We start from the raw sequence: 11,763 nt of genomic DNA, 5'->3' as shown, positions 1-11,763 counted from the left end.
TCCAGGCCTCGGCCTGCTGCCCGGGGCTTTCGTAGCGCCGTTCGCCGAGCACCCATTCGCTGACCAGGTCGACGCACAGCGCCTCGTAACCCGAGTCGATCCGCGCCCGGCTGGCCGGCGTGGCGTCGATCGCCAGCGCCGCCTTGGCCCTGGCCAGGCGGTCCCGCCTGTCCGCATCCTCCGCCATCGATCCTCCCCGATTCCGCGGTACTCACCAATCCTAGCGAATCCCGCCGCGGGCGGCAGGGCACTTGTCGTGACCGCCGGATCCCTCAAGCCCGCCGCCGGCCTTTCTCGCCCCGCTTCGGCGTGGCCTCGGCGATCATCTCGGCGGCGGTCTCTTCCAGCATCGCGTCGATGGCGCCGTCGGCGATGCTGACGCGGCCGATCTCCAGCAGTACCGGCACGGCCAAAGGCGAGATCCGGTCCAGCGCGCGCAGCGTCAGCTTGCGCCGGGCGCGCTTCAGCAGCAGCGCGACGCGGCCGAGATCGATCAGGCCGCGCGCCGCATCGGCCCGGGTGGCGCGCAGCAGCACATGGTCGGGCTGGTGGCGACGCAGCACGTCGTAGATCAGGTCGGCGCTGACCGTGACCTGACGGCCGGTCTTGCGCTCGCCGGGCGTGCGCCGCTCGATCAACCCGGCGATCACCGCGACGTTGCGGAAGGTGCGGCGCAGCAGGCTGGAGTCGCTCATCCAGGCCTCCAGGTCGTCGCCCAGCATGTCCTCGTCGAACAGGGTGGCAGGGTCGGTCACCGGCTCCAGGCTCCAGGTCGCCAGCACATAGTCGGTGGCGACGAAACCGATCGGCCCCAGGCCGGCGCGCTCCATCCGTTTGGTCACCAGCATGCCCAGCGTCTGGTGCGCCTGTCGGCCCTCGAAGCAGTAGGCCACCATGTAGTGCCGGCCGCCGCGTGGGAAGGTCTCGATCATCAGCTCGCCCGGGCCGGGCAGGCCGGAACGCTCGCGCTGCAGCTCCAGCCATTCCCGCGCATCGTCCGGCAGCCCGGCCCAATGGGCGGGGGTGGACAAGAGGCGCCGCACCCGGTCGGCCAGATGCGTGGTCAGCGGCATGCGGCCGCCGGCATAGGCCGGCACCTTGGGCTCGCCGCTGGCGGCGCGGCTGGCGATCACCGACATCTCGCGAATGCCCTCGAAGCGCAGCAGCTGCCCCGCGAACATGAAGGTGTCGCCCGGCACCAGCCCCTGGGCGAAATACTCCTCGACCTCGCCGAGAACCTTGCCGAAGCCGCCGGACAGCCGGACCTTCAGCATCTCCTCCTCGACGATGGTGCCGACATTCATCCGGTACTGCCGGGCGACCACGGCGCTGGCCACCTTCCAACGGCCCTGGGCATCCTGCTTCAGCCGGTGAAAGCGGTCGTAGCTGCGCAGCGCGTAGCCGCCATGGGCGACGAAGTCGAGCACGTCGTCGAAGTCGCGGCGGGTCAGGGCGGCATAGGGCGCGGCCCGTCGCACCTCGGCGTACATGGCGCGGGCGTCGAGGGCGGCGGAGCAGGCGCAGCCCAGTAGGTGCTGCGCCAGCGTATCGAGCGTGCCGGGGGCGGGCGGATCACCGTCCAGCGTCATCGCGTCGATGGCGTCGGAGGCGGCGCGGCACTCCAGCACCTCGAAGCGGTTGGCGGGCACCAGCACCGCGACCGAGGGCGCGTCGAAGCGGTGGTTCGACCGGCCGATGCGCTGCAGCAGCCGGCTGGCGCCCTTCGGCGCGCCGATCTGGATCACCAGATCGACCGCGGCCCAGTCGATGCCGAGGTCGAGCGAGGAGGTGGCGACCACGGCGCGCAGCTCGCCCCGCGCCATCGCCGCCTCAACCTTGCGGCGCTGCTCCGCCGCCAGGCTGCCGTGGTGCAGCGCGATCGGCAGGATCTCGTCATTGATCCGCCACAGCGCTTGGAACACCAGCTCCGCCTGCGCCCGGGTGTTGACGAAGAGCAGGGTGGTGCCGGCCTTGCGGATGCGGTCGTACAGGTCCCGGGCCGCGTAGGTGCCCATATGGCCGGCCCAGGGCAGGCGGCTCTCGGTCTCCATGATCTCGACGATCGGCTTGATCCCGGGCGGCCCGCGCACCGTGCGCACCAGGGCCGGGTCGGCGTGGCCGGTCGGCGACAGCCAGGCGACCAGCGCGTCGGGATGCGCCACCGTGGCTGATAGCCCGACCCGGCGGGCCTCCGGCGCCAGGGTGGCCAAGCGGGCGAGGCCGAGCGCCAGCAGGTCGCCGCGCTTGGTGCCGGCCAGGGCGTGCAGCTCGTCGACGATGACGCAGCGCAGGCTGCCGAAGATGCGGTCGGCGTCGCCATAGGACAGCAGCAGCGCCAGGCTCTCCGGCGTCGTCATCAGGATCTGCGGCGCATGGCGGCGCTGGCGCTCCCGCTTGACCTGCGGCGTGTCGCCGGTGCGGGTCTCGGCCCGGATCGGCAGCCGCATCTCGGCGATCGGCTGCTCCAGGTTGCGGTGGATATCGACCGCCAGCGCCTTGAGCGGCGAGATGTAGAGCGTGTGCAGCCCCTCGCGCGGCCGCTCCGCCAGCTCGGTCAGCGTCGGCAGGAAGCCGGCCAGGGTCTTGCCGCCGCCGGTCGGGGCGATCAGCAGGGCATGGGTGCCGTCGCGCGCCGCCTGCAGCATCTCCAGCTGGTGCGGGTGGGGCGTCCAGCCCTTGTGCCGAAACCAGCCTTGGAAGGCCGGCGGCAGCAGCGGTTCGGCGATTTCCGCCAATGCGGTCATGGGCCTGCGCCTCGACATCCAACCGCCACGGCACCGTGCCGTTTCGGCCATGATCCGGGGCCAGCCTGCACCCGCCCCGTCACCCGGACAGATCAGCCCATGACCCGTCGAACACGCAAGCGTTTAGTGTTTGTTCTCGCCGTCCTGGGTGTGTTCGCCGCGGGTGTGTTCATCAACAACAGCTCGTGGCTGCATGGCGCGCCGGGTGGGGCACCGGTGCTGCTGGCGCATCGCGGCCTGGCCCAGGGCTTCGACCGCACGGGGCTGGCCGGCGACACCTGCACCGCCGCCCGGATGCTGCCGCCGGAGCATCCTTATCTCGAGAACACCATCGCCTCGATGCGCGCCGCTTTCGATCTCGGCGCCGATGCGGTGGAGCTCGACATCCAGCCGACCACGGATGGGCATTTCGCCGTGTTTCATGACTGGACGGTCGATTGCCGCACCGACGGCCATGGCATCACCCGTGAGCACAGCCTGGCCGGGCTGCAGGCGCTGGACATCGGCCATGGCTATACCGCGGATGGCGGCCGGACCTTCCCGTTCCGGGGCAAGGGCATTGGGCTGATGCCGTCGCTGGACCAGGTGCTGGAGGCCTTTCCCGGCCACCGCTTCCTGCTGAACGTCAAGAGCAACGACCCGGCGGAAGGGGAGCTGCTGGCCCGGTATCTCGCGGCCCTGCCGGCGGAGCGCCGCGACCTGCTGGCCGCCTATGGCGGCGACAGGCCGATCGGGGTGCTGCGCGAGCGGCTGCCCGACTTCCGCTCGATGTCCCGGGCGTCGATCAAGGATTGCTTCGTCACCTATGCCGCCCTGGGGTGGACCGGCCATGTGCCGGAATCCTGCCGGCGATCGGTGCTGCTGGTGCCGTCGAATGTCGCGCCCTGGCTGTGGGGCTGGCCTCACCGCTTCGTCGCCCGGATGGAGGCGGCGGGCACGCCGGTCTTCCTGATCGGCCCGTGGGGCGGCGGCTTCTCCGAAGGCATCGACGATCCGGCGTCGATCGCCGACCTGGTCGCCGACGGCTACGCAGGCGGGATCGAGACAGACCGGATCGACAGACTCGGGCCGGAATTGAGGCTGCGAAACAAGCCGAGATGAATGGATCGAGACAATCCGATTAGGTTGCTGGTCGATTTTCGTCCATATTGCAGTTTCGTCCGACAAATCTGGGTACAATTTTAGGAGATGCTTTCATATCTTTGTTCTGGCTTCACTTGATTATTCGAAATGAAATTATATGTCTCCGCGGATGCGTTTTTTTATTTCCCTCCTAAGATGCCGGCCGACGGGCTTCAGGCCCGAAGAAGGACATCAGGAGGAAGCGCGATGGGCCATATGAGCCAATCGTCCGGCATCGGAGCGGAGGGCGGCGATCTCGCCCGCCGGCTGAAGAGCCGCCACATCCACATGATCGCGATCGGCGGCGCCATCGGCGTCGGCCTGTTCCTCGGCTCCGGAAAGGCGATCGCCAAGGCCGGGCCGGGGCTGCTGCTGAGCTACGCCATCGGCGGCATCGCCATCTTCTTCATCATGCGGGCGCTGGGCGAGCTCTTGCTGCACAAGCCGGTGGCCGGGTCCTTCGCCACCTATGCCGAGGAGTTCGTCGGCCCCTTCGCCGGCTTCGCCACCGGCTGGTCCTACTGGTTCATGTGGGTGGTGATCGGCATGGCCGAGATCACCGCCGTCGGCGTCTATGTCCATTACTGGCTGCCGGAGGTGCCGCAATGGATGCCGGCGCTGGCGACACTGGCGGTGCTGACCGTGGTCAACATCGTGGCGGTGCGGCTGTTCGGCGAGCTGGAATTCTGGTTCGCGCTGATCAAGGTCGTGACCATCGTCGCCCTGATCCTGGGCGGCCTGGCCGTGATCGTCTTCGGCATCGGCGACCTGGGGCAGGGGGCCGGCGTCTCCAACCTCTGGTCGCATGGCGGCTTCCTGCCCTTCGGCGTGCTCGGCGCCGTGCTGGCGCTGCAGATGGTGATGTTCGCCTATCAGGGGGTCGAGCTGATCGGCGTCACCGCCGGCGAGGCCGAGGATCCGGCGAAGGTGCTGCCGCGCGCCACCAACGGCATCATCTGGCGCATCCTGATCTTCTACCTGGGCGCGCTGGCGGTGATCATGTCGCTGTTGCCCTGGACCCAGCTGGACCCGAATGCCAGCCCCTTCGTCTTCGTGTTCGACAAGCTCGGGCTCAGCGCGGCGGCCGACGTGATCAACCTCGTGGTCATCACCGCCGCCGCCTCGTCCTGCAATAGCGGGCTGTTCAGCAACGGCCGCATGCTGTTCACCCTGGCCCGGTCCGGCCAGGCGCCGCGCGCCTTCGCCCGGGTCAGCCGCAACCATGTACCGGTGGCCGGCATCGCCGCCTCGGCCGCGGTGATGCTGATCGGCGTCGGCCTGAACTATGTGGTGCCGGAGGAGGCCTTCGTCTGGGTCACCAGCATCTCGCTGGTCGGCAGCCTGTGGACCTGGGGCATCATCATGATCGCCCATCTCGGCTATCGCCGCGCCGTGGCCCGGGGCCAGGCCGCGCCGGTCGCCTTCCGCATGCCGGGCGCGCCGGTCGCCAACTGGCTGGTGGTGGCGTTCCTGGTGCTGGTCGCCGTGTTCCTCGGCTTCGACCCGTCGACCCGGGTGGCGCTCTATGTCGCGCCGGTGTGGTTCGCGCTGCTGATCGCCGGCTACCAGCTGACCGGCGGCCGACGCCGGCCCGCGCTCGGCCTGTCCTGACCGTCGCACCCCTTTGCGCCGGCCGTCCGACCGGCGCATAAGGGGCGGCGGCAAGAGCGGAGGACAGCGATGCGCGCGGACGGACCGATCGGGCTGATGGCGGCGATCCCGCAGGAACTGGCGGCGCATGACGATCTGGTGGTGCGCACCGAGCGTGAGATCGCCGGCTGCCGCTTCCGCCTGGGGCGCCTGGGCACCCGCGACCTGGTCGCGGTCGAGGCCGGCATCGGCAAGAGCCATGCCGCCATGGTCGCGACCCTGCTGCTGCAGGAGTTCGGCTGCGCCTCGCTGCTGTTCTCCGGCGTCGCCGGCGGCCTCGACCCGGACCTCGCCATCGGCGACGTGGTGGTGGCGGACCGGCTGGTGATGCACGACTATGGTGCCCGGGTCGACGGCCGGCTGAAGCCCTATCAGCCCGGCGTGCCGCCGCTGCCCGGATTCCCCGAGGAGACCGGCTACGCCCTGGATCCGATGCTCAGAGAGAAGATCAAGGATGCTCTCGAAGGCCTTGATATCGGTGGATTCGGTGCCGCCGCAACCGGTGGCGAGCCGCACCGGTCGCGGCTGATCTTCGGCACCGTCCTCACCGGCGACATCTTCCTCAACGACGCGCGGGAGCGGGAGCGGCTGCACCGCGAATTCGGCGGCGTCGCCATCGAGATGGAGGGCGCGGCGGTGGCGGCGGTGGCCGAGCGCTTCGGCGTGCCCGCGGTGGTGGTCCGGGCGCTCAGCGACCTCGCCGGCAGCGAGAGCCACATGGATTTCCCGGCCTTCCTCGACGCCGCCGCCCGCATCGCCGCCCGCGTCGTCGGGCGCATCTCGACGGTGCTGTAGCCGACTGCTCCCGACAATCCGGGATGGGCGGGCGGCCGGTCGACCGGCCGTCGCACTGTCGCGTTTTAAGCTGCCCTAACCTCCTTGTAGGTTATAGTCTTCGGACGATCCGGCGCCGAATCCGGGCCGGCACGTTGCAAGGAGGAGCTCCGATGACGATCCGTCTTCCGTTCGCCGCCTTCATGCTCGGCATGTCGCTGTCCTTGGCCGCAGTGGCGGCCACGCCGGAGGAGGATCTGGCCTCGGCCAGGCCGGAGATCGACAAGGCCAATGCCGACTGGGTGCCGGCGCTGCAGGCGGGCGATGTCCAGAAGGCGGCCGAGCCCTTCGCCGACGACGCCATGTTCATCCTCGGCAACGGTAAGACCTACACCGGCCGGGCGGCGATCGAGGCCTTCCTCAAGGAACGCATGACCCCCGGCACCAAGATCACCGGCGGCACCATCCAGCAGGACGGAATCCAGGTCATCCGCGACGGGCTGATCTATGAATGGGGCCATGGCGGCACCACCAAGGTCGACGCCCAGGGCAAGAGCCAGACCTCATCGGGCCTCTATCTGACGGTGTGGCAGCGTGGTGCCTCCGGGCACTGGCAGATCATCCGCAACCTGAACTTCTGACCGGGAGGGCCCGTTTCCTTCCGGAGGCGGCACCGCCGGCGACGGTCGGTGCCGCCAGGAAGCCGGTGGAGGCGGAGCATGCTCCAGACCCTGCAGGTGGTGAGCCTTTGTCTGGTTGTGCTGGCGCTGACCCCGGCGCTGGCGCATGCGCTCGAGTGGCCGGGAAAAATGCGCCTCGGCCGGGACGCGTATCTGGCCGTGCAGCCGATCTACTATCCCGGCTTCACCTTGGTGGGTGGCTTCGGCGAGGTCACCAGCATCCTTGCCGTCCTGGTCCTGCTGGTGATGACCCCGGCCGGCGATACCGGGTTTTGGTGGGTGGCGGGAGCGCTGGTCGCCCTGGCGGCGATGCATGCCGTCTACTGGTTGCTGACGCATCCGGTGAATCGGTACTGGCTGCGGAACCAGGCGATGGGGCGGGCAGGCACCGGGTTCTTCGCCCAAGACCCGCTGCATCGCGAGAGACCGGCGGATGACGGCGAGGAGAGCTGGACGGCCCATCGTGATCGATGGGAGCGGTCGCACGCCGCCCGGGCGGTCCTCGCTGCGGTCGGCTTCGTCGCCTTGGCCATCGGCGTGGCGGGGTAGAAAAGGCTGTGGGGTTTCGTGAGATGCGGCTCGACAGGCGCGTTGCGGATGACAACATCATGGCTGAGACCGTCGGCCCAGCGCGGGCCGGCACGGAGGAGGCCATGGACGCAGCGATCATCGAGGAATACGCCCAGAAGCTCCGGTCCGCCGGTGCCGGCGCGTCGCTGGTGCTGTTGACCCGCGGCGGGCACGAGCTGCCGGCCCGCGACGTCCGGACCGCGCGCGACCTTGTCCACCTGACCCATGACGGCAGCGAGACCGTCGTCCTGCAGTCGGAGATCGTCGGGATCCGCCTCCAGGGCGCCGGGGGTGTGGCGTCGAAGATGGGGTTCTGACCGCCAGGGCGCATGGCAGGGCCCGCCCGGGCTCATGGATCGGACGAGATCCGGCTTTGCCAAGCCCGCGGACGGGCCCGAGGATGTCGGGCAACGACCGGAGCGCCGATGAAACCCCGCCACATCCTCCTCGCCCTGCTGGTGGCCGCCATCTGGGGCTTCAACTTCGTGGTCATTCGCATCGGCCTCGGCAGCTTCCCGCCGCTGCTGCTGGCCGCACTGCGCTTCATCCTGGCCGCCCTGCCGGCGGTGTTGTTGCCGCGCCCGCAGGTGCCGTGGCCGCGCATGCTGGCGATCGGCCTGACGCTGTTCGTCGGTCAGTTCGCCTTCCTGTTCCCGGCCATGCAGGTGGGCATGCCGCCCGGCCTGGCCTCGATCGTGCTGCAGTCCCAGGCCTTCTTCACCATGCTGGTGGCGGCGATGACGTTGCGCGAGCGGCCGACCGGCCGCCAGATCACCGGCGCGGCCGTCGCCTTCGCCGGGCTCGCCGTGATCGCGACCACCGCTGGGGGCGGCGACGTCACCGCCCTCGGCCTGGCGCTCTCCCTGGCCGCGGCGCTCAGCTGGGCCTGCGGCAATGTCCTGCTGCGCGGCGCCGGCAAGGTCGACATGCTGCCGATGATCGTCTGGCTCAGCCTGATCCCGCCGCTGCCGCTGCTGGCCCTGTCCGCCGCGATCGAGGGGCCGGCGGCGATCGGCCAGGCGCTGGCCTCGGTCAGCTGGACCGGTATCGGCACCGTGCTCTACCTCGCCGTGCCGACCACGCTGCTCGGCTTCGGCCTCTGGGGCCATCTGCTGAAGCTGTATCCGGCGGCGACGGTGGCGCCGTTCTCCCTGCTGGTGCCGATCTTCGGCGCCGGCTCGGCCGCCCTGGTGCTGGGCGAGCATTTCGGCCCGGCCCGGCTGCTCGGCATGGTGCTGATCCTGCTCGGTCTCGCCACCGTGGCCCTGCCGGTGGCCCGGCTGCTGCGCCTGCGCACGGCGTCCAAGGCGACTTGAAGCAGGGCCGCGGAATCCCGTTCTATCAGGTCCCCGGAACCCAGAGATCTCCATGGATTACGAACCCCGGCTGCGCAACCACGGCCTGCCGCACGACCCGTTCAAGGCGCTGGTGGTGCCGCGGCCGATCGGTTGGATCAGCACGCTCAGCCCCGAGGGTGTGGTCAACCTGGCGCCCTACAGCTTCTTCAACGCGGTGTGCGACCGCCCGCCGATGGTGATGTTCGCGCCCAGCGGGCCGAAGGATTCGCAGCGCAACGCCGAGGCCACCGGCGAATTCGTGGCCAGCCTCGTCACCTGGGACCTGCGCGAGCAGATGAACGCGACCTCGGCCACGGTCGGGCCGGAGGTCAGCGAGCCGGAGCTGGCCGGGCTGGCGATGGCGCCGTCGCGGCTGGTGGAGCCTCCTCGGGTCGCGGCCGCCGCCGCGGCGCTGGAGTGCCGCTGGGTCAAGTCGGTGCCGATGACCACGGCCGCCGGCGAGACCGTGCCCGGCGCCATCGTGATCGGCGAGGTGGTGTCGATCCATATCGACGATTCGGTGATCGTCGACGGGCGCATCGACCTGTCGTCCCGGCGCGCGATCTCGCGGCTCGGCTACATGGAGTACGGCGTCCTCGACACCGTGTTCAGCATGCAGCGCCCACGCTGACCGTCTCCCGCTGTCCTATTCGTGCTATTGTCCTGGCCAGCTACCGGGAACTCACCGCGCTGTCGCGTCGTTCCGTTTGCCGGGACGCCTGCCGTGACGCGGCGGGGTCGAGAGGGAGGGGAACGGCATGGATCTACGCAGCCGGATCTGGTGGTGTTCGATTTCGGCCGTGATCGGCGTCGCGTCGTTTCCGGCCGGTGGGATGGCGCAGGACGTGCCGGCCGAGCCGAGGCGGCCGGCGGTGATCACCTCGACGCCGCAGGCGCCGCGGCCGCTGCATGAGGACCCTGGGGCCTTCATCAGCTTCGAGCTCGACAACGACGTCTTTGCCAACACCGACCGCGGCTATACCAACGGCTTTCGCTTCGCCTATACGAGCTCGGAGACCGGGACGCCGGACTGGTTGGCCGACGCCGCCCGGGCCTTCCCGCTGTTCCCCGATGCCGCGCCGATCCGGTCGACTCTGTCCTTCGGCCAGAGCCTGTATACGCCGAAGGACATTTCGCTGCGCCACCCGGATCCGAACGACCGGCCCTATGCCGCCTGGCTCTACGGCAGCGCCGCAGTGCTGGCGGATTCCGGCGATCGGCTCGACCGGCTCGAGCTGCAGATCGGCGTCGTCGGCCCCTATGCGATCGGCGAGCAGGTGCAGAACACCGTGCACAGCATCATCGGCTCGAAGAAGGCGCGCGGCTGGAAATACCAGCTGCACAACGAGCCCGGTGTGATCCTCAGCTACGAGCGCACCTGGCGCAGCCTCTACGCCGCCGCGCCTTTGGGCATCGGCTTCGACCTGTCGCCCTATGTCGGCGCCAGTCTGGGCAACGTGCTGACCCAGGCTTCGGTCGGCGCCACGGCGCGGCTCGGCTTCGACCTGCCGGCCGATTACGGCCCGCCGCGGATCCGGCCCAGCATACCGGGGTCGGACTTCTTCATCCCGACCAGCGGCTTCAGCTGGTATCTCTTCGCCAGCGTCGAAGGCCGGGTCGTGGCCCGCAACATCTTCCTCGACGGCAACACCTTCGAGGACAGCCCGCACGTCACCAAGAACCCGCTGGTCGGCGACTTGCAGATCGGCCTCGCGGTGCAGATCTACGACCTTCGCCTCGCCTACACCCATGTGTACCGGACGCAGGAGTTCGAGGAGCAGAAGGACCATTTCAGCCAGTACGGAATGTTCACCGCGTCCTGGCGGTTCTGAGATTCTGGCCGGTATGGGGTTCTATCTTGCCTGTCATTGCCGGGCTTGACCCGGCAATCCAGGGGCCACCGAGGGCCGCTCTGGGAAGCCCCTGGATCCTCGGGTCAAGCCCGAGGAGACAGGTGAGTGGCAGTCGCGGTGCTCAGCCGAGTGCGGCCAGCCCCTTGGCGATCCGCGCGCCAACCCGGGCGTTGTGCTCCACCAGGGCGATGTTGGCGGTCAGGCTGCGGCCCTCGGTCAGGGCGACGATCCGGGCCAGCAGATAGGGCGTCACCGCCTTGCCGGCGACGCCCTCGCGGTCGGCATCGGCCAGGGCGCTGGCGATGGCGGCATCGATCTCCGCCTCCGGCAGGGCATGCGTCTCCGGGATCGGATTGGCGATCACCGCGCCGGCGGGGAAGCCCAGCGCCGCCTGGGCCGCCAGCACGGCCGCGACCTCCTCCGGCGTGTCGCGGCGCAGCGCCAGGGCCAAGCCGCTCGACCGGCAGAAGAAGGCGGGCAGGGTGTCGGTGCCGTAGCCGATCACCGGCACGCCGCGGGTCTCCAGATATTCCAGCGTCTTCGGCAGGTCGAGGATCGATTTGGCGCCGGCGCAGACCACCGCCACCGGCGTGCGCGCCAACTCCTCCAGGTCGGCGGAGATGTCGAAGCTGGTCTCGGCGCCGCGATGCACGCCGCCGATGCCGCCGGTGGCGAAGACGCGGATGCCGGCGAGATGGGCCGCGATCATGGTCGCCGCCACGGTGGTGGCGCCCAGCCCGCCCGAGGCCAGGATCGCGCCCATATCCCGGCGCGACAGCTTGGCCACGTCCTTCGCCGTCGCCAGCCGCCCGAGCAGCGCGTCGTCCAGGCCGACATGGATGCGGCCGTCAGCCACGGCGATGGTCGCCGGCACCGCGCCCTCCTCGCGGATGATCGCCTCGACCCGGCGCGCCATCTCAAGGTTCTGCGGATAGGGCATGCCGTGCGAGATGATGGTGCTCTCCAGCGCCACCACCGGGCGCCCGGCGACCAGGGCGGCGGAGACCTCGGGGGCGATCGACAGCAGGCTGTT

12 protein-coding genes are annotated in these 11,763 nt (G+C 69.8%); 9 read left to right on the top strand and 3 right to left on the bottom strand.

Going from position 1 to position 11,763, the window contains the following annotated elements; genetic code table 11:
• Both P409_RS13685 and P409_RS13680 read right to left on the bottom strand, forming a co-directional pair.
• Positions 1 to 187 (bottom strand): hypothetical protein (locus tag P409_RS13685; protein ID WP_034837297.1); only part of this gene is annotated, 187 nt, incomplete at its 3' end.
• 85 nt (positions 188 to 272) lie between these two features.
• Positions 273 to 2,744 (bottom strand): ligase-associated DNA damage response DEXH box helicase, encoded by a 2,472-nt coding sequence (locus tag P409_RS13680; protein ID WP_034837294.1) that lies wholly within the window; start codon positions 2,742 to 2,744, stop codon positions 273 to 275.
• Between the two features lie 126 nt (positions 2,745 to 2,870).
• On the opposite strand from P409_RS13680, the gene P409_RS13675 reads away from it, so the two are divergent.
• The 9 genes from P409_RS13675 to P409_RS13635 all read left to right on the top strand — a co-directional run bounded on the left by P409_RS13675 (position 2,871) and on the right by P409_RS13635 (position 10,709).
• A complete protein-coding gene (locus tag P409_RS13675) occupies positions 2,871 to 3,845 on the top strand; it encodes a glycerophosphodiester phosphodiesterase family protein (protein ID WP_202964662.1) in 975 nt (324 codons plus the stop codon).
• A 237-nt stretch (positions 3,846 to 4,082) separates the two neighbouring features.
• Positions 4,083 to 5,477, top strand: coding sequence for an amino acid permease (locus tag P409_RS13670; RefSeq protein ID WP_202964661.1), 1,395 nt, complete (start codon positions 4,083 to 4,085; stop codon positions 5,475 to 5,477).
• A 69-nt stretch (positions 5,478 to 5,546) separates the two neighbouring features.
• Positions 5,547 to 6,311, top strand: coding sequence for a 5'-methylthioadenosine/adenosylhomocysteine nucleosidase (locus P409_RS13665; protein ID WP_034837288.1), 765 nt, complete (start codon positions 5,547 to 5,549; stop codon positions 6,309 to 6,311).
• Positions 6,312 to 6,463: 152 nt separating this feature from the next.
• Positions 6,464 to 6,931: a YybH family protein gene (locus tag P409_RS13660; RefSeq protein ID WP_034837283.1), complete on the top strand. Its 468-nt coding sequence runs from the start codon at positions 6,464 to 6,466 to the stop codon at positions 6,929 to 6,931.
• A 78-nt stretch (positions 6,932 to 7,009) separates the two neighbouring features.
• Positions 7,010 to 7,519 (top strand): anthrone oxygenase family protein, encoded by a 510-nt coding sequence (locus P409_RS13655; RefSeq protein ID WP_034837279.1) that lies wholly within the window; start codon positions 7,010 to 7,012, stop codon positions 7,517 to 7,519.
• A gap of 59 nt (positions 7,520 to 7,578) precedes the next feature.
• Positions 7,579 to 7,857 (top strand): hypothetical protein, encoded by a 279-nt coding sequence (locus P409_RS13650; protein ID WP_152613371.1) that lies wholly within the window; start codon positions 7,579 to 7,581, stop codon positions 7,855 to 7,857.
• 108 nt (positions 7,858 to 7,965) lie between these two features.
• A complete protein-coding gene (locus P409_RS13645) occupies positions 7,966 to 8,856 on the top strand; it encodes an EamA family transporter (protein WP_034837269.1) in 891 nt (296 codons plus the stop codon).
• Positions 8,857 to 8,908: 52 nt separating this feature from the next.
• On the top strand, positions 8,909 to 9,508 hold the full coding sequence (locus P409_RS13640; RefSeq protein ID WP_034837265.1) for a flavin reductase family protein: 600 nt from the start codon (positions 8,909 to 8,911) through the stop codon (positions 9,506 to 9,508).
• 127 nt (positions 9,509 to 9,635) lie between these two features.
• Positions 9,636 to 10,709, top strand: a complete 1,074-nt coding sequence (locus P409_RS13635; RefSeq protein ID WP_081991488.1) for a lipid A deacylase LpxR family protein — start codon at positions 9,636 to 9,638, stop codon at positions 10,707 to 10,709.
• 142 nt (positions 10,710 to 10,851) lie between these two features.
• On the opposite strand, the gene P409_RS13630 is transcribed toward P409_RS13635, so the two are convergent.
• The coding region (locus P409_RS13630; RefSeq protein ID WP_430515637.1) for a pseudouridine-5'-phosphate glycosidase at positions 10,852 to 11,763 on the bottom strand (912 nt) is incomplete at its 5' end.

This window comes from Inquilinus limosus MP06, assembly GCF_000767795.1.
GTDB classification, from domain to species: domain Bacteria; phylum Pseudomonadota; class Alphaproteobacteria; order DSM-16000; family Inquilinaceae; genus Inquilinus; species Inquilinus limosus_E.
Note: the sequence above shows the minus strand (reverse complement) of the source record. Positions and strands in the feature narration are given on the sequence as shown.